Here is an 18,128-nt window from a genome sequence, read left to right as displayed (position 1 = left end):
TACACTCTCAAATGAGCCTTCCGCGACGACTAACCCATTGATCCGACTCACGCCGATTCTTGTGAAATCACCAAAACTGATCTCCAACTGCGCAAGTTGGGTTAACTCGGTCGAAAAATCTTTCCAGATCGAGATCAACCACTACGTTGTAGCCATCGGCGACGTAACGCTGTGCCTGGGCTACAGCCTGGTGGGCGGACCGCCCCGGCCGCCGAAATCCGAAACTGTGCCCCGAAAACGTCGGATCCCATATCGGATCCGACCCGCTTGCTTTTGTTCTTGTTATGTTCTATAATGACCCAATGATCGATCACCGCCCACGCCCCAACCTGCGCATCGTCGAGGGACGCAAGCCCAGCGTCCTCCACGACGGGAGCGCCGTGCTCGAATTCACCCAGATCAAGGTCGTCGGGATCATCGATTCCGAGACCGGCCTGATCACGGACTCGTCGCGGCGCCGACCCGAACCTGCGAAGTAGCGGCTGGCGCGAGGGGTAAATCGCTTCCTCCAAGTTCGACACAACGGAGCTCTACGGGGCCGCATCTGAATGGAGAGCTACAGGCTGAAGCTCCAATCTGACGCGCGTCGAGATTCCCGAGAAGCTCGCGCAGAGCGCGGCTGTACGCCAACCAGCGATCGCCTACGTCACCGAAGACCATTTGGGGTTTCGGAGCGGCGATGTCCTGGTCTGCAACGCCAGCGCCCCATGGTCTGATGGGCGATGGACGCGAAGCTGCTCAAGCGCCTTCATGAAGGCGGTGTAGCGATTCACGCGTGCCCTGCTTGCATTCGAAGGTCATGCTGTAGGCAGCCACGCGATCGTAGGCTCTCGACTGCGGCCAGAACCACGAAGCGCGGGGTGTCCCGCCGGAACTCGAGCATCAGCAAGGCGGAGCGAAAATCTATCCGCGCCAAAGGTGGCGCACAGAATCCACATTGAACCCGATATGGACTGCTGGACGCCGACGAGGTGATTGTTGCGGACAATCTGCGCCCGTTCCGGCACGGAAATTGCTGTCTTGACTGTTTGAGCGTGCTGGTCAGCACGATGTACGGAGATCGACAATGTCGTTCGCGTCGAGCGTCATAGAACGTCCCATTCTGTTCGATGAAGGTGAGTTCACTCTCCGCCGCTGGTTCAGATTGCATGACCAAAGAGACACTTCAATCGCTCGTCACGCCGCGGTTCCGACGAACGCGAAATGAGCTGACCAAAGCGGGCAGGACGTGCTGGGGCCACCAATTCGCGCCTCGGATATCTCAACAACGATCTCGCACAGGCTTTCGTGACCTATGAGCCCGTGCATCCAACACGAAAGAGAGGCAGATGAATCGGCCGACGGTTACGGAAGTCAATCTCCATGACTTAACGATCACGGATCCGCTTATTGGAAAATGCCAGCAATTGGTGAGGGACGTGTCGATTCCTTATCAGTGGGAGGCGCTGAACGATCGTATTCCAGAAGTCACACCGAGCCATGCGATAGAGAACTTTCGGATCGCCGCCAACCGAGCAAAGGGCGAGTTCTGCGGTACAGTTTTTCAGGACAGTGATGTCGCGAAATGGCTGGAAGCGGTCGCCTGGTCGCTGTGCCAAACCTCCAATCCAGAACTGGAGAAAACCGCCGATGACCTGATTGAACTGATTGCGGCCGCGCAGTGCGGCGACGGTTATCTGAACACTTACTTTACGGTAAAGGCACCTGGGGAGCGCTGGAGCAACTTAAGCGAATGCCACGAGCTTTACTGCGCCGGCCATTTGATTGAAGCTGGCGTCGCTTTCTTTCTGGCTACTGGAAAACGGCGGTTGCTGGAGGTCGTCTGCAGGCTAGCCGACCGTATCGCCGCGGATTTTGGGCCAGAGCGCCATCAGTTACACGGCTATGATGCTCATCCGGAAATCGAACTTGCATTGGCACGCCTCTACGAAGTGACCCAGGAGCGCCGATATCTCACACTCGCCAATTATTTCGTGGAGCAACGCGGCACCGAGCCGCACTTCTATGACATAGAGTATGAGAAGCGATCCCGTCACCGCAAATCACACGCCACGCCCCTGGTGGTGAAAGATAAAGCCTATAGCCAGGCGCACTTGCCGGTCTCGGAGCAGCGAACCGCAACAGGTCACGCGGTTCGCTTTGTATACCTCATGACTGGGGTTGCCCATCTGGCGCGTTTACTTCAGAACGAGCAGCAACGCCAAGCTTGCCTGCGGCTATGGCAAAACATGGTGCAGCGGCAGATCTATGTGACCGGCGGTATCGGTTCGCAAAGTGCCGGCGAAGCGTTCAGTAGCGACTACGATCTGCCGAATGATACTGTGTACGCGGAAAGCTGCGCATCGATTGGCCTGATAATGTTCGCCCGCCGGATGCTCGAGATGGAAGCGGACAGTCACTATGCCGATGTGATGGAGCGCGCGCTCTATAACACTGTTCTGGGCAGTATCGCCTTGGATGGACGCCACTTTTTCTATGTCAATCCACTCGAAGTTCATCCCAAAACGCTGCGGTCCAACCGCATCTACAGTCATGTCACACCGGTGCGACAGCCCTGGTTTGGCTGCGCCTGCTGTCCGCCGAACATTGCGCGCCTTTTCACATCAATTGGCCATTACATCTATACGGCACGTCCCGACGCGCTCTATGTCAATCTCTACATTGGTAACAGCCTGGCGCTGCCGGTCGGAGAACATACGCTGCGCCTGCGCGTGAGCGGCAACTATCCCTGGGAGGACTGTGTAGAGATCTTCGTAGAATCGGACCAGCCAATCACGCACACGATCGCCCTGCGACTGCCGGAATGGTGCACGGCGCCGGAGGCCAGGCTGAACGGCGAGGTCGTCAATTGCGAGTCGCGCAAAGGCTATTTGCACATTCACCGCACGTGGCAACAGGGCGATCGCCTCAAATTGCTGCTGCCGATGCCGGTACGCCGCGTGTATGGTCATCCGCAACTTCGCCACTTGGCCGGCAAAGTGGCTATTCAGCGGGGTCCTCTGGTTTATTGTCTGGAAGAAGTCGACAACGGGCCGGAGCTCCACAATGTTTGGCTTGATGAAGATAGCCGGTTTTCGCTTAGCGAAGGCACTGGTCTTCTCGCCGGCAAGTTTTTGCTGCAGGCTGAGGGCTTTCGTTTGCAGCATAGACACTCTGAGGAAGCACCGCTTTATCACTATGATAAAGTGCCTGGACAGCGGCAATCGCAGCGGTTGACATTCATTCCGTGGTTCAGCTGGGCCAACCGTGGCGAAGGCGAAATGCGAATCTGGATCAATGAATGGTAACGCGAACCATGGGCGGCGCCTGTTTGAAGCGGCCGAGAGGGAAGGATGGGTTGCGACCCGGCATGGGCTGGGCCCTTGCAGACAGGGCAGCCTGCCTTATCGAGACCGACGGATAGGTCGATGTTTCAACCCGGCTTTCGGTCGTTTAGCGATTCCAATCCCATCGACTCGATGTTCAAGACGGCGTTGGAAGCGGCCGGCCTTTGAGAGGCGACGGGGCGCCAGCATGGCCGATCGACGGGGTCGCATTCAGCGGGCTTGATTGCGACCTGGCGTACGAAGCGCGCGACGTCCTGCAGATGTAAACTTGAGCTGCAGGGCTGAGCGCATTTGGCAGCGCGGTTCGCAAAATCGCTTTTGCACAGGACGTGTTGCATAGTCGGCGTTCACGAATGCCAACCGAGCGCAGAAATTCATTCGATGACTGCGGCCCCAACCCGCGCCACACCAGATCCGACGAAGCCGAGTTGTGCGGCCGGCGCGCGCGCCAGGCGCAATACGCGGCCGCACACCAAGGGGCCACGGTCGTTGATGGTGACGACAACCGATCCGCGCGCTGTGCGCCCTCAATTATCGCTAGGGCGAAGATGCGCGGTTTCGCCGCGCGCCAGGCCACCGTTGCGCAGGCCATCGCGCCGAAGCCATGTTGAAAAGCCTTCCACCAAAGCATTTTTGAAATGAACGGGTCCGCGCCGGAACGTCCCAAAATCGTAGAGATCTTTGGGCGTGACGCGGATGCGGATAGCTTTTGCCCTACTTAGCGCGAAGCAGGCGCGATGGCGGACTCCAGCCGGGCCCGCTTACGCCCCTCGGTCCGCAACAGTTCTCCGCCAGCAATCCCAACCGCCAATACGTAAAGCCAGCCTTCGTACGCGTCCATCAGGTGCGAATTGAAAACCGAGCTCGCAATATTCTGCACTGCCGCAAGCATTCCGATCCAGGCAACAAGGGCCCTGCTGCAGAACAGCTGCACCTGCGATATCCACATCGCCCAGACAACAACGATACCGATGCTGCCCCATTGAACCGCGGCAGCAAGCGTCTGATTGTGAGGATTGCTTACAACGAGGGCCGATATTCCAGTTCGCCCGATCGACTCTTGCCCGAAAAGATGTCGGATCGAACCAGTCCCATGGCCCAGGACCGGAGCTCTTTCGATGAACTGAATTGACTTGCGCCAAAATTCGAGCCTTTCAGCTGCCGAAGGTTCTTTCTCTCCAATATGGGCATTTGGCTGGAACGCAGCCAATTCTGTGAAAATCGCAGAGACTTTTCGTTGCAGATTGGGAGATGCCTGCCACAACGCTCCGCATAAGATGCAGACACCGATGACGGCGACCAACGCAGTTCGTTGGCTTGAGTAACGTATGGCCAGGAGAACCAGCATGATCGGCAAATAGAAAAACGCCGTTCGAGCGACGTTGATAAAGGCAAGGTTAGCAAAGAACATGACGCTGACCACACCCAGCGCCGCACCCCAATAGCGCTTCTGCTGAGACGCCGCCTCAAATGCAAGGCCTGCCAAAGCCACGGCAACAAGCGAAAACCCCTGGCTTTGGTCAATGTAATTTCTCACGGGAACGCCGAAGCCACCGGCTCTTTGAACAATCGCCAATTCCGGCATCGTCGATGCAACGAACGAGTAGATTAGCAGAATCATGTTCGAGACTACGAAGGTCGCGAACACCCATTTAGCGCGCGGACTGGATTGGAAGTGGAACAACAGGAGCGGGAGCAGCAGTAGCTTGGTCATTTTCCCCAAAGCACTGAGCCGTTCTGGCCAGGGTACTTCGTTGGCCCAGATGACCCCTATCGCCGCTAGCAATACGAGAGCCAGCGGCAGGGCGCCAGCGGGACGACTGATCGTAGAGAGCATCCGCTCGGAGCGGATCGTTGTCAAAATGCCAAAGAAGAGGACGATTCCAAGTATACTGGTTAGGCTGGTCGACCAAGGTAGTCCGGCCACAAGCGCAAGCACGACGATGTCAACATTCCGGAGCCTCAAACTGTCTGCGCGGCCTACTTCTGGGCCGCTCCACGTTGTGCAGGCGAGCGACGCTTCCGTCACAAATCGCCGAGAATAAAGTAGAACAGCTGACATTATCTGCATATTGAGTACCGTGTCCCAAGCGGGCGGCTGCGCTCGCGCTGAGGCCTATGAAGCGGATCGATCGCCATGTCGTGATCGGGCCGACTGTTTTTTTGGAAGGAAGCGCTAAGAGGCGATTACAATTTTCATCACCGCCAAATTCCAGCTAACCGCTCTACAATCTCCCAACCCGGAAACTCAGAGTGGCAGCTCTTCCTGGGTCGACGAGGCGCGGATGATGATCCAGTGTGGTTCGCGATGGAAAATCGACGAGGAGCTGACGGACTTCGGTGTTCTTGATAGCCCTGTTGTCGAGCCCGAGCGTGATGTCAGTCGAACGATCGACGGCCAAACGATAAAGCCCATTTCAGAGCAGGTGTTGTCATTCTCGGGTCGCGGACGTCGACGCATCCAGCTGCGCGCTCCTGCCAATCGCTCAACGGGATTATCGTCGATCGGCGCAGCGAGGCCACACGCCAGATTAGGAATCCCGGCGAGGCACATAGCAGTGGAATAAACTCCCCGCGCGTCCCATTTGGGATGGGTCAGGAAGATCCTTCGCTAGGCCAGCGGCGCATTGCCATTTCCCACACGCCCTCTAGCTCGGAGCGCGTTGCTCCCCCGGCCGCTTGCACCGCCACTCCCTGATTGACCGTCCAGACACGGGGATCACGTCGGTGCGCGCGCCCGCAAGCAGCACGGGGCCGGGCCGGAGTGTTGCTTTTGGCCGCGCGCTGGTGATTCCCCCCCCAAACTGGGCGCTCGAATCATACGTTATGGACTCACCGATTTTGAATGGGCTGCCATAAAGCCGATATTCGGCGTCGCTCGCGCAACAATCGGGCACTTCAATGAGCAGGCACCTTCTCGGATGACGCCGTTCAAGATCGTGACGCGTTTGAGCCGCACCTAAGAGCGTAGACCTTGGACAACGCCAACTCGCACACTTCATCTCGGCCAGAGAACTTTTTCCGATAGGCCGAGCGGCCGACCTTCGGCGAAAGGTGAGCGCGATAAATGAGGGGCTCGCCTGTCTCAAATGGGACTGGCACTCCTTTAAAGCTTCCCGCATGTGTACGGAAATCGACACCCACGGCCGGCATATGCAAGGTAACCGACGAACTATTCACTTTGGTGCGATCGCGCCATCGCTCGAGATCTCGCATTCGAGGTTGATTGCAGGATTCCGCGCAGTGATCTCCTTTGTCAAAGGACAACGGCAGCCAAGACGGGCTGGCCCAACCCCGCCTTTCAGCTACCGAAGCTTGAGCAATTGAATGCGCATTCTGGTATCGGGTGGCGCCGGCTTCATCGGGTCGGCGGTTTGCCGTCATTTCGTTTTAGAGCTCGGCTACGAAGTGGTCGTGGTGGACAAGCTAACCTATGCGGGGAACTTGGCGTCGTTGGCACCCATTGCCAACAATCCGCGCTATCATTTTGAGCAGCGGGACATCTGCGATGTCGAGGCCGTCAACGCCCTGTTCTCGAAATATCACCCCGATGGCGTAATTCACTTGGCCGCTGAGAGCCACGTTGATCGATCGATTTCAGGATCTGATGTCTTTGTGCAAACCAATGTGGTCGGAACCTTCGCCTTGCTCGAAGCTGCCCGGCGGCACTTCTCATCTCAAAACGTGCCAGACTTTCGTTTTGTCCACGTATCGACTGATGAAGTCTATGGCTCGCTCGGAACGCGCGGACTATTCACGGAAGCTACGCCGTACGATCCAAGCTCTCCTTACTCCGCAACCAAGGCCGCATCAGATCATCTCGCGAAGGCCTGGCATCGCACGTATGGCTTGCCGGTGATCGTTTCCAATTGTTCGAACAATTACGGCCCTTATCATTTCCCGGAAAAGCTCATCCCATTGATGATCCTTAATGCCCTGAATCGCCAGCCGCTTCCGGTATACGGGACCGGCTCGAATGTTCGCGATTGGCTCCATGTGGAAGACCATGCGCGCGCGCTGGGCCTCATTTTGAAGAGCGGACGACCAGGCGAGACCTACAATATCGGCGGCAGAAATGAGCGCCAGAACATCGATGTGGTGCGCCAAGTTTGCTCGTGGATGGACATACTGCGGCCAACTGACCAGTCGCATCACGAGCTCATCCAATTTGTGCCGGACCGGCCGGGTCATGACCGCCGCTATGCTATCGACGCCTCAAAGCTCGAAAATGAGCTGGGTTGGCAGGCGCAAGAAACATTTGAAGCCGGACTCGCGAAAACGGTCCGTTGGTACCTGCTAAACGAACATTGGTGGCAGCCCTTAAGAGAGAAGATATATGCCGGCGAACGTCTCGGTCTCGTAAGAGGGTGAGCATCGTGCGCCTCTACGTGATCGGGACGAAGGGACAAGTATCAAGGTCCCTCAGAGAGTTGGCTGCGTCCGCGAGTGACGCGGTCTTTGGTTTTGCGGCGCGGCCCGAGTTCGATCTCACGCGGCCCAAAACCGTGGCCAGTGCAATTATGTCATTCAGGCCGGATATCGTGATCAATCCGGCTGCCTACACAGCTGTTGATCGGGCGGAAACAGAATCCGATCTAGCCTATGCCATAAACCGCGACGCGGCCGGCGAGGTCGCGAAGGCGGCAAACGCGGTTGGTGCGACCATCATTCATCTCTCCACTGATTACGTTTTCGACGGGAAAAAGCCGGGCGCTTACGGAGAGACGGACCAACCTAATCCGCAAGGCGTTTACGGACGCTCCAAACTGGAGGGCGAACTTGCTGTCGCCGCGGCCAATCCCCGCCACGTGATCTTGAGGACGTCTTGGGTTTATGCGCCGTTTGGGCACAATTTCGTTCGCACTATGCTGAAGGTCGGCGCGGAACGAGAGTGCGTTCGCGTGGTGGGCGATCAACGGGGCTGCCCGACCTATGCACCCGACATCGCCGCCTCGATCGTCTCAATGGCCAGACGGTTGAGACAATGGCAGCAGCAATATAGCGGGATTACCCACCTCGCCGGGTTAGACGCTATGACGTGGCATGAATTTGCCGGTCTGATTTTTCGCGAAAGCGCGAAACGAGCGGGTCCATCGGCCGCAGTCGAAACCATTTCGTCCGCGCAATATCCGACTGCAGCCGTACGGCCTGCCAATTCACAGCTGTCGACTGAAAGATTGCGCTCACTTTTCGAGATCAGCTTGCCACCGACACCATCATCCATCTCGGCCTGCTTGGACCGCATTTCGCATGAGGGGAAAGAACTATGAAGGGAATCATCCTTGCCGGGGGCAACGGTACACGCCTTTATCCAATGACGGCAGTGACATCCAAGCAGCTTCTGCCGGTCTACGACAAGCCGATGATCTACTACCCCCTTACAACCCTGATGCTCGCAGGTATTCGAGACATTTTGATCATCGCAACACCCCACGACCTTCCGTTGTTTCAGTCCCTTCTTGGAGATGGAAATCAATGGGGGCTGTCACTGTCGTATATGACGCAGCCAAAGCCTGAGGGGCTGGCGCAAGCCTTTATTATTGGTGCGACGTTCGTGGAAGGGCACAATTCAGCGCTTATCCTCGGCGATAACATTTTCTTCGGGCACGGCCTTCCCGCGCTGCTTGCCAACGCACGCTCACGCACAAACGGCGCCACGGTGTTCGCCTATCAGGTTTCGGATCCTGAGCGTTACGGGGTCATCACTTTTAATGAGAGCGGTAAGGCCAATTCTCTTGAGGAGAAGCCAAGACAACCAAAGTCCAACTTTGCCGTGACGGGACTTTATTTCTACGACCCGCAGGTTGTCCATCTGGCAGCAGATATACGGCCTTCGGTTAGGGGCGAGCTAGAGATCACCGATCTGAATAGGGCGTACCTCGATCGGGAACAGCTTGCCGTCGAGCGCATGAGTCGCGGCTTCACGTGGCTTGACGCCGGAACTCCCGACAGCCTGCTCACGGCCGCAGAATTTGTTTCCGTGCTTGAGCGACGTCAGGGATTCAGAATTGCGTGCCCGGAGGAGATTGCCTTCGGACAGGGGTTCATTGATCGCGACCAGTTGATGCGGCTAGCCGGAACGTTGGGAAAAGGTGACTACGCGCGCTACATCGTCGGCGTCGCCGACGGCCACAGCTGACACTGGAACATTGGATCCAGCATAGAGAGCCAGCAAGACAGTGTTCGACAAACTCGCTTCAGATGACCACCTCGAGTATTTGAGGTCGCGCGCGCGTCGGCTGCCCAACTGGATGCGCTCGCTGCTCAAACGTCTATTCAAGGTTACGAACCAACTCCAGAATCGGCGATACCAGAGCTGGGTGCAACAATACGACACGCTGACGCCGTCCGATATCGACGCGATCCGTCGTCATCTAGACGTGTTGCGATATAAGCCCCTACTGTCCGTCGTTATGCCGGTTTATAACCCGCCGACATGGGCTCTCCGTGCAGCAATTGAAAGCGTTCGCGAGCAACTGTACCCCAATTGGGAGCTGTGCATTGCCGACGATGCATCGCCAGACCGCCAGGTACAAGCCTTGCTGGAAGCGTCGACGCGAGATCCCCGAATCAAACTGGTCCGGCGAACTGTTAACGGCAACATTTCGGCTGCCTCCAATTCTGCGTTATCGCTCGTTCAAGGTGAGTTCGTCGCCTTGATGGATCAAGACGACCTGCTGGCTTCGCACGCCCTTTATGAAGTTGTCGTGGCGCTCAATGACCGCTCCGATCTTGATATCATCTACAGCGATGAAGATCAGATCGATCGGCGAGGTCGCCGTCAGACTCCATATTTCAAGACGGACTGGAACAAAGAACTGTTCTTAGGCCATAACCTCATTAGTCATCTGGGAGTCTATCGGCGCTCTCTCGTGGAGAAAGTCGGCGGATTTCGATTGGGCTTTGAGGGTAGTCAAGACTACGATCTCGCGCTGCGCTGTATTGAATCGACCTCACCCGATCGCATTCACCATATTCCAACGGTCCTTTATCACTGGCGTCGCGATTTTGGCGCGCGCTCGTTCTCCGAAGCAATACCTGCGCGGTGCGCGCAAGCCGCTCGACGGGCCATCGACGAGCACCTGCAGAGAGGTCATGAGAATGCCGTCGCGGAACAACATCCGGTTTTGCCTGATTGGGTGCGGGTTCGCCGCCAGCCTCCAACACAGGCGCCGACCGTCACACTCATTGTGCCGACGCTCGACGGATCAGGCCTGCGTGCCGCTTACGCAAGAAGCTTGCTCGAGCAAACCGACTACCCCGATCTTGAGCTTTTCGTGGTCGATCACGAAAGCCGATCTACGGAAGCCCAGTCGCTGCTTCAAAGGCTCAGTGAAGATCCCCGCATGCGTATCCTCACGTACAGCGGGCCGGTCAATTATTCTGCAATGATCAATATGGCGGCCCGTTTGGCAAACGGAGCAGTACTCGGTTTGTTGAGTGATGATATTGAGGTCGTCAATCCAGGCTGGCTTTCCGAAATGGTCTCATGGGCCGTTCGAGACGATGTGGGTGCGGTTGGAGCTAAGCTGATCTATTCGGATGGCCGCGTTCGACATGGCGGGCTGGCACTGGGCTTTCCCGGTATTGCCAAGCCGTTCAATTATCGATTGCGCCGGGAGGCGGCCGGGTATTTCGGTCGGAACGCGCTGGTCTCCGAAGTCTCCGCCGTAACTGGAGCCTGTCTCCTTGTACGAAGATCGGTGTACGAACAGGTTGGCGAGCTGGATGAAATCAACCTGCCCAATGCCTTTCATGATGTTGACCTTTGTCTGAAACTCAGACGCCGCGGGTACCGGAACATCTGGACCCCGCATGCGGAGCTCTATCATCATCAATCCAGTCGCAATAACTCCGACGCGCACGAAGAACATTCGAAAGATTTGCGAAGCGAAACCGCCTACATGCTCAAAACATGGAGCCGGGAGCTGTCGCGTGATCCCTTCCACAACGACAATCTCGCCAATGACGCGACAACCTCGTTCGAGCTCGCGTTTCCTCCGCGACGCCGAAAGCCATGGAAAGAACAATATGTGGCACGCGTTGATTGTTCGGTGATTGAGGAGCGCCCCTTTGGCGAAGACGCCTCCAGTTCGAGCGCGCATAACGTCCAGATTCACCACCGCGAGCCGACGGCATGATTGATGCGAACAATCTCAGACCAAACGTCTTTGCAATCTTGAGACAACGTCCGTACGCCGCGAAAGTAACTGAGCAAGCCGATGCACCCATTGTCTGTTGATCGAAGTCATTTCGACGTCCGTCTCCCGGCAACGACGACCGCGCGAGGCTTCAAGAGCGCCCGCTTGGACCTCCTGGATGGCCTAACCCATTGGAGGCTTTGGGGGTCGTTGGGCTGGAACGAGATCGTTCAGCGGTATCGGCGCTCCGTGCTGGGCCCGTTTTGGTTGACCGCCAGCATGGCGGTCATGGTCATCGCTTTGGGCGTGGTATATGCGGAGCTCTTTCAGCAGGAAGTCGACCGATTTATTCCGTTTTTCTGTTCCGGCATGTTGGTCTGGACGTTGCTGTCGAGCTATTTGACGGAGAGCGGAACGCTGTTCACCGGCTCTGAGTGCTACATTAAGCAGATTAGCTTGCCTTTCTCGGTCTATGTTTTTCGTTTCAACTGGACCAAGTTGATCATTTTTGCACACAATCTCATTGTCTATTTCGGCGTCATCATCTATTTCAGAATTTGGCCCGGATCAGTTGCCCTTTTGGCCATCGTTGGCCTCTTAGCCATCGTCGTGAATGGGATCTTTGCAAGCCTGACAATTGGAATGGTCTCGGCGAGATTTCGCGACATTCCGCAAGTCATCAATTCAGCCGTGCAAATTCTGTTCTTTCTTACACCGATCTTTTGGCGGCCAGACTCGCTGAAGGGGCACTCCTTTATCACCCGGTACAATCCGTTTTTTCATCTTCTGCAGGTGGCGCGCGCGCCGCTCCTGGGAGAGATGCCATCAACAGAGAACTACTGCGCAGTAGGATTGATCACAGCTCTCAACATCGGCATCTCAGTCTATTTGCTTTCGCGCTTCCGCGGCCGAATCGCGTATTGGATTTAAGGATGGTTACATCAGCCTTTGACCAGACGCCTCTGCTTGCGCTTGATGATGTAAGCGTTTCCTTTCCTATCTACCAAACAGGTTCGCGCTCTCTCAAAAAGCATCTGTTGTTTCGTGGCACTGGCGGCCAGCTTGCAACAGATGCCAGTCATAGGATTGTCGTTGAGGCGCTCAGAAACGTCTCTTTCCAGTTGACTGCCGGTGATCGCATAGCCCTCATCGGCAGTAATGGGGCCGGCAAGACGACCCTGCTTCGCGTCATGGCCGGAGTCTACCAACCGACAATCGGGAACGTAACGTCCTGTGGCCGAATTTCACCTCTGTTTGATATCGCACTGGGAATCGATGCTGACTTGAGCGGATATGACAATATCCGGCTGCGTGGCATGCTGCTTGGGCTAAGCTCAAGCGAGATAGAATCGCACATGGCGGACATCGGCGATTTTACCGGCCTCGGTGACTATCTGAGCATCCCGGTACGCACCTATTCGTCGGGTATGATGACGCGATTGACGTTCGCCGTGGCAACCTGTTTCTCGCCAGAAATCCTATTGATGGATGAATGGATCATGGCTGGCGATGCAGCTTTTCTTGCCAAAGCGCAGCGTCGTGTAGCTTCCTTCGTCGAGCGAGCGAGCATCCTGGTGCTCGCTTCTCACAGCTTCGAAATTTGTCGGCAGTGGTGCACGAAAGCCATCTGGATGGAGCGCGGTGAAATCCAGATGTTTGGTGAAATTGAAGCTGTCCTACAAGCCTACTCTGAGATCTGTGCTGGTGGTCCCTGATGCTTGCTAGCCTACGCTTGGGGCTGAGCTTGGGGCCGCGCTGCCGCAGTCTCAAGATGATGCGACTGCGAGGACAGACGCCTTGCGTCGGGATGGCTTTCATTGAGAGCCGCGCCGATGCCACCTCGTCTATATCGACAATTTTACTACCGCATAGCGCTGTCGCCAACCTGTTCAACAACCGGATGGCGGCGCATTCAACTTTAGGTTAGATCCCCTTCAGAGCAGGCCTACAACTAGGAGTTACCATGGGCGCGTCCGATGATCTCTCGATCGTGGCTATTATTCCCATGTGCAATGGTGCCACGTTCATCAAAGAATCCCTCGCGAGCGTGCTGGCTCAAACGCTTCCGCCGAGCGAAGTTATCGTGGTGGACGACGGTTCAACCGATGACGGAGCGGCCATCGTCGCGAGCCTGGCGATGGTCCATCCGAGGATCAGGCTGCTTCGCAAGGCGAACGGCGGCCAATCGTCTGCTCGAAATTTTGGCGTCTCCTACTCCAGAAGCCGTCTGATTGCCCTCCTTGACCAGGATGATGTCTGGCATCCTCATCATCTCGAGATGCTGTCCAAACCGTTCCAAAAGAAGCGCGGAATTCCGCTCGGCTGGGTCTACAGCAACCTTGATGAAATCGATGAAAGCGGCGGGATGGTCACAAAGCGCTATTTGGACAAAGTGCCCGCCGAACACCCGAAACAAAGCATTATCGAGTGTCTGGCCAGGGACATGTTCATCTTGCCATCAGCCTCACTCATCTCGCGCCGAGCGTTCGAGGCAGTCGGTGGATTCGATGATAGGCTATCCGGTTACGAGGACGACGACCTTTTTCTGCGGCTCTTTCGCGCTGGATACGATCACGTCTATCTTGACGAACCTCTTTCGAAATGGCGCATTTATCCAGGCTCGACATCGTATAGCCCGCGCATGGCGAGGTCGCGTATGATCTATGCATACAAGCTTGCGACGACCTTCCCCGACAATCCTCGCCAGAATCGGTATTTCGTGCGTGATCTGATCGCGCCGCGGTTCTACGCAAACCTGCACGGCGAATACGTAACGGCCCTTCGCCGCGGTGACCGCGAGGCAATGGACCGCGTCCTGAGCGACATCGGATCAATCCTGCCGCACTTGAGGAAGCGACATGCCTTGATGTTTCGTTCGATGGGCAGTTTGCTGCGCGATCCAACCATCGGCTACGTCGGTGTCGGTATCAGGCATTGTCTGACAGGACTGATGCGGGCCCGTTTATCGTGAAGGAAGCCGGCATGATCCACGAAGTCGCAAAGACAGTTTCTGAGCAGCTTCCAACGATACACGATTGTCAGTCCTCGCCAGGCGCTGCGATGTCAGATTGGCGGAGCAATGCCGCAGCAAGCAAGGCTGATAGAGCATAGCCGACGCCCGGCAATATCAGCGTAACCCCGTAACCTAATCTTGCCGCGAGAAACCCGCTCGCTGCGAAGCCCACCAGTGCAAACGCCGACATTACCGAAGTCAGGAACGTGACATCAGTTCCCGTCTTGCCTGGCCTGGCAATCCCGAGAAACCAGCTCGTGAATGTAACATGCTGGACTGCGAGCGCGGCGAACACCATCCCAACGCTCGCGACGGCGCTCACGCTTACGTCCAAATAGTGATCGATCACCGAAAGCCCTCCAAAACCGATGGCCAGGACGGCGCAGCCCCATATCAGGCCACGGTGCGGTGCCATTCGCGTCAGGATCGCGCTCGTCAGCGGCGCAATGATAGTATACGTCACCACGTTCGAGAGAGCTCCGATCCAGCCGATATCTGCCGCGGCAAAGCCGATATCAACGAGCCGCAACTGCACCGTTGCGAACGCCACTGCGATTCCGATAACGCCGGGCCCGATCAAGGCAGCCGTCGACCACAGGCCGTTGTTGCGTAGCATCGCAAAGATGGATAGGTGCTGTGGCGAGCGCGACCGACCCTTGCAAAGAAGCGGTTCAGGAATCGCAAACACCCATCCAGCGAAGACGGCTACCAGTAGCGTCAAGCCCAGCAAAGCCGGGCGCCAGCCGAAAATCTCGATCAATTGCAGGCAGACCGCGCCACCGATTACGTGGCCGATGGCCCGGCCCCAACCCAGCAGCGCAGCCCCGAGCGGCCGCTCGCCGGAATCGAGGGCGTCCGCTATGTACCCCAACGTTGCGATCCGCTGTGTAGCGGCAATGGTCGCAAGCGCGAGAGAGACAAGAAAAACTGGCACGAAGTCGGTCTTCGGGTTCAGAAATGCCATCGTTGCCAGCACCGTGGTACTGGCGACTTGAGTCACCAGGATCCATGAACGTCTCAGCCCGAGACGATTGAGGCTCCATCGATCCACGACCGGGGCCCAAAGGAAGTTAACGGTGAAGGCAACGAATGCCGTGCTATATAAGCCGACGAGTTCCAGGCTGGCACCGTTGCCCCGGAGGATCACAGGAATGGCCGAATAGATGAACGCGATCGCCAGATACTGCTGACTGGCCAACGCAACCGTTCCGATGTGTGGCATGACGCGACTTTCCATCAACCTCTTCCTCCGAAAGAGCGATTTCGCATGTGCACTTGAAACGTGGTTTGAATAGACAGCGGAACAGCGCAGCCGCCCCTGAAAGGGGGATATGCAGCTTTCGAGATCTCGAGAAAGCGCCGAGGCCGTAGACAGCTCGCCCGTCTCGATCGCTCGTTGGCCAACTTGCAACGCCTTCAACTTGCCCGCCGATGTGCCTTATTGCCGAACGCAATCGCGCCCGGTCCCGAGTGGCTCGCGCGATTTCAATATTGCGCAATCAAAATGAGACGCAGGCAAACGCTGTCGCCTCGGCTGCGTTCAGGACCTCGCGTTGAGGATTGCGATCATTGAACGGACATCTGTGCAGACCACAATTGGCCACAAGATCGGTATTCGTCGCGGGCTACGCCGCGCTCGATCGGGGCGAAGTACGGATGGCCGTTACTACCTCCGATCAGGTTGTGCGCAAAGGATGCACACTGCGCCTGACCATGATCTCTTCGAGCAAAGCTTACTTTCAGGAAAGTGGGACTGTCGACAATGCCGCCATGCTGGCAAACACGGATTACAGAATCACTTCCAGCGGTAACCATCGCCGAATTGCGCGCCAGTATATCTTCCGACCAGCTCCAAACAGTGGGCGGCGGCTTCACTGCTGGCCGTGGGCGCGCCGAATTGGCTGCGCAACTTGCGAGGGACGCAATGGTTGTGGCTTCGCAAGACCGAACTCCAGATCGCATCAAACACTCCGCTGCACTCTCCCGCCTTTCAGCCGAGCGCTGTGAAACTGGCGTCGGTGACGGCGGTACGAATGAAGCAAGCAGCGTGCCGCCTAACACTGTCGGGTTCTCCAGCGCCTCGTAATGGGTGTGCGCGTCGGATTTGGGACATTCGTCTCAAGCCCGACAATCACGCGGTGATGTTTCGACTGTATAAGCCGTACCAAACTATGCGCAATTCAAAGGTCGAACGCTAGGATTGACACGTGCGGACTCCTTGCGGAGTGGATCGCCACCGCATTCACCTTGCCCCGGACGATCGCGGGCGCTTCCTGAAACTGGTGGGGACGGCTTAACTCGATGCTGGCTGGCAGCTACGGCGCAACGCTGAGGGCGACTACAACCCAGTCCCAAAGGCCCAGCGTTTTCCGCCTATCGAAACGGTTACAGCGGTCAAACCAAAGCAGACGATCACGAGCTTGTTTTGGACTTTGCAGAACCGTCCCTTGAAGGAGATGTAGGGTCTCGTCGATGAAACTCTGCGCACGGTCTCGCTGCTCTCGTACTCTTGAAGGCGCCCGGCACGCCGCTCTCGCGGCGCCCAATCGCTGATCTTGGGCGCGGCTCTCTTGCCCGGGTTCGGCCCGGCGCCTTTCGCGGCGAACTTCGTTCGCGCCGGATCCCAGGGCGGACGGGAGTCCGGAGCGCCCGGCAAAGCGTCCGTTCGATCCAGCTGGACGCCTGAGCACCACGCCTGGCCTGGACATCGTCGCGGTGACGACGTCGGGGTCGTCCATCTACTTGGCGACACCTTGATGAAAGAGATTGCTTCCGGCGCCCCAAGCCTCGAGCGCCGCCTTCATGGAAGGCGCTGCGATCGCAAGATCGTAGAAGCCCAGCGAGGTCTGAAATGTCCTGAGCTTCCTAGCCACGAAGCACGTGCAGGTTCGCAGCTCCCTACCGCCGACGGGCGACCCAGACTCCGAGCAGGAACGCGACAAAGAGCGACTGCAACGGAGCCTCCACGGTCAGCTTGCGCAACTGGTCGGCCCAGCGCAGCGCGGTGTCCGGCGGAGGCGAGTGGGTGTGTCGACGGCTTCCTTCCACTTCGGTCTTGGCGTCCGGCCTTGCTCCGGAAGCCTGCTCGATGCCGCCATCCTCGTTCGTTAGCCCGGAGGCTTCCGTCATTGCCGAGGCTTCCCTCATGTCCATGCGAGTCCTCCTATTCGTGTTTTGCGGAGCAACCAGGCGCCGGACTGACTGGTTCCTACGCTGTCGCTCCGGAGGGCCTGAGCTAAGCCGACTTCCGCTGCAACCTGGCCGCCGACTTCTTCGCCGCCGCCTCTTTCGGCTCTTGCCCTCGATCGGCATCAGCATTTCCTTCTGGCCGGCCGCCGCCTTGCGCGGCTTCTTGGCGGGCTTGCCCGCCTTCGCCGGCGCGCGCTCCCGACCGACGCTCTGCCGCAGCGCCTGCTAGCGTTCTGCACAGGCGCTGCGGAGCTGGACGACCTCGTGCTACCTGCTCTGCCGCAGCAGCCGAATCGCGGCCGCCAAGAAGCTTCAGCGCGGTCTCGATCTTGGCGAGACGCGCCTGGATCTCGTCGCTCTCGTTCGAGCCTGGATGGACTTGGAGCCGCGCCAGCAACTGCACTTTCTGGGCCAGGAGTTTCGCAACAGCAGACATCTCATCACCGCCAGAGGAAATCA

General features: G+C 57.3%; 13 protein-coding genes and 3 pseudogenes. 9 read left to right on the top strand and 7 right to left on the bottom strand.

All coding sequences use genetic code 11. The features are described 5' to 3' along the window. Positions 1-100: 100 nt before the first annotated feature. Positions 101-256 (bottom strand): annotated as a pseudogene (locus SO139_RS31960) (group II intron reverse transcriptase/maturase); the annotation flags it as partial. Between the two features lie 46 nt (positions 257-302). Here SO139_RS31960 and SO139_RS31955 point away from each other — a divergent pair. Together SO139_RS31955 and SO139_RS31950 are read left to right on the top strand one after the other, a co-directional pair. Then, positions 303-479 carry a hypothetical protein gene (locus SO139_RS31955; protein WP_498541201.1) on the top strand — a complete coding sequence of 59 codons (177 nt, stop codon included), beginning with the start codon at positions 303-305 and terminating at the stop codon, positions 477-479. 849 nt (positions 480-1,328) lie between these two features. Next, positions 1,329-3,287, top strand: a complete 1,959-nt coding sequence (locus SO139_RS31950) for a glycoside hydrolase family 127 protein (RefSeq protein ID WP_498541200.1) — start codon at positions 1,329-1,331, stop codon at positions 3,285-3,287. Between the two features lie 413 nt (positions 3,288-3,700). Here the strand turns inward: SO139_RS31950 and SO139_RS31945 are convergent. Together SO139_RS31945 and SO139_RS31940 are read right to left on the bottom strand one after the other, a co-directional pair. Continuing rightward, positions 3,701-3,826 (bottom strand): annotated as a pseudogene (locus SO139_RS31945) (RlpA-like double-psi beta-barrel domain-containing protein); the annotation flags it as partial. A 218-nt stretch (positions 3,827-4,044) separates the two neighbouring features. After that, a complete protein-coding gene (locus SO139_RS31940; protein ID WP_498541199.1) occupies positions 4,045-5,265 on the bottom strand; it encodes an O-antigen ligase family protein in 1,221 nt (406 codons plus the stop codon). Between the two features lie 1,388 nt (positions 5,266-6,653). Here SO139_RS31940 and rfbB point away from each other — a divergent pair. The 7 genes from rfbB to SO139_RS31905 all read left to right on the top strand — a co-directional run bounded on the left by rfbB (position 6,654) and on the right by SO139_RS31905 (position 14,438). Beyond that, positions 6,654-7,697, top strand: coding sequence for a dTDP-glucose 4,6-dehydratase (rfbB, locus tag SO139_RS31935; RefSeq protein WP_498541198.1), 1,044 nt, complete (start codon positions 6,654-6,656; stop codon positions 7,695-7,697). A gap of 5 nt (positions 7,698-7,702) precedes the next feature. Continuing rightward, positions 7,703-8,596 (top strand): dTDP-4-dehydrorhamnose reductase, encoded by an 894-nt coding sequence (gene rfbD / locus SO139_RS31930; RefSeq protein ID WP_498541197.1) that lies wholly within the window; start codon positions 7,703-7,705, stop codon positions 8,594-8,596. After that, on the top strand, positions 8,593-9,465 hold the full coding sequence (rfbA, locus tag SO139_RS31925) for a glucose-1-phosphate thymidylyltransferase RfbA (RefSeq protein WP_498541196.1): 873 nt from the start codon (positions 8,593-8,595) through the stop codon (positions 9,463-9,465). The genes rfbD and rfbA overlap by 4 nt, the downstream gene beginning before the upstream one ends. A gap of 40 nt (positions 9,466-9,505) precedes the next feature. Further along, a complete protein-coding gene (locus SO139_RS31920; RefSeq protein WP_498541195.1) occupies positions 9,506-11,467 on the top strand; it encodes a glycosyltransferase family 2 protein in 1,962 nt (653 codons plus the stop codon). Between the two features lie 165 nt (positions 11,468-11,632). Next, positions 11,633-12,397, top strand: a complete 765-nt coding sequence (locus SO139_RS31915; RefSeq protein WP_449382408.1) for an ABC transporter permease — start codon at positions 11,633-11,635, stop codon at positions 12,395-12,397. 2 nt (positions 12,398-12,399) lie between these two features. Beyond that, positions 12,400-13,182, top strand: coding sequence for an ABC transporter ATP-binding protein (locus SO139_RS31910; protein WP_449382407.1), 783 nt, complete (start codon positions 12,400-12,402; stop codon positions 13,180-13,182). 248 nt (positions 13,183-13,430) lie between these two features. Beyond that, positions 13,431-14,438, top strand: a complete 1,008-nt coding sequence (locus SO139_RS31905) for a glycosyltransferase family 2 protein (protein WP_498541194.1) — start codon at positions 13,431-13,433, stop codon at positions 14,436-14,438. Positions 14,439-14,505: 67 nt separating this feature from the next. On the opposite strand, the gene SO139_RS31900 is transcribed toward SO139_RS31905, so the two are convergent. From SO139_RS31900 to SO139_RS31885, 4 genes and pseudogenes are all read right to left on the bottom strand, one after another. After that, a complete protein-coding gene (locus SO139_RS31900) occupies positions 14,506-15,717 on the bottom strand; it encodes an MFS transporter (protein ID WP_498541193.1) in 1,212 nt (403 codons plus the stop codon). 1,386 nt (positions 15,718-17,103) lie between these two features. Beyond that, positions 17,104-17,353, bottom strand: a pseudogene (locus tag SO139_RS31895) (cell envelope biogenesis protein TolA); the annotation flags it as partial. Positions 17,354-17,378: 25 nt separating this feature from the next. Continuing rightward, complete coding sequence (locus SO139_RS31890; protein WP_498541192.1) at positions 17,379-17,633, bottom strand: hypothetical protein; 255 nt, start codon at positions 17,631-17,633, stop codon at positions 17,379-17,381. Positions 17,634-17,715: 82 nt separating this feature from the next. Continuing rightward, a complete protein-coding gene (locus SO139_RS31885) occupies positions 17,716-18,105 on the bottom strand; it encodes a hypothetical protein (protein ID WP_498541191.1) in 390 nt (129 codons plus the stop codon). Positions 18,106-18,128 lie beyond the last annotated feature (23 nt).

The sequence above is a fragment of the Bradyrhizobium sp. UFLA05-89 genome (assembly GCF_059803475.1).
This window is presented reverse-complemented; position numbering and strand designations above follow the sequence as displayed.

What these genes read in the sequence shown, in the direction of transcription:
- SO139_RS31955 (WP_498541201.1), top strand. Translation starts at nt 303, where the DNA reads ATGATCGATCACCGCCCACGCCCCAACCTGCGCATCGTCGAGGGACGC.
- SO139_RS31950 (WP_498541200.1), top strand. Translation starts at nt 1,329, where the DNA reads ATGAATCGGCCGACGGTTACGGAAGTCAATCTCCATGACTTAACGATC.
- rfbB (WP_498541198.1), top strand. Translation starts at nt 6,654, where the DNA reads ATGCGCATTCTGGTATCGGGTGGCGCCGGCTTCATCGGGTCGGCGGTT.
- rfbA (WP_498541196.1), top strand. Translation starts at nt 8,593, where the DNA reads ATGAAGGGAATCATCCTTGCCGGGGGCAACGGTACACGCCTTTATCCA.
- SO139_RS31910 (WP_449382407.1), top strand. Translation starts at nt 12,400, where the DNA reads ATGGTTACATCAGCCTTTGACCAGACGCCTCTGCTTGCGCTTGATGAT.
- SO139_RS31905 (WP_498541194.1), top strand. Translation starts at nt 13,431, where the DNA reads ATGGGCGCGTCCGATGATCTCTCGATCGTGGCTATTATTCCCATGTGC.
- SO139_RS31900 (WP_498541193.1), bottom strand. Translation starts at nt 15,717, where the DNA reads ATGGAAAGTCGCGTCATGCCACACATCGGAACGGTTGCGTTGGCCAGT.
- SO139_RS31890 (WP_498541192.1), bottom strand. Translation starts at nt 17,633, where the DNA reads ATGGACATGAGGGAAGCCTCGGCAATGACGGAAGCCTCCGGGCTAACG.
- SO139_RS31885 (WP_498541191.1), bottom strand. Translation starts at nt 18,105, where the DNA reads ATGTCTGCTGTTGCGAAACTCCTGGCCCAGAAAGTGCAGTTGCTGGCG.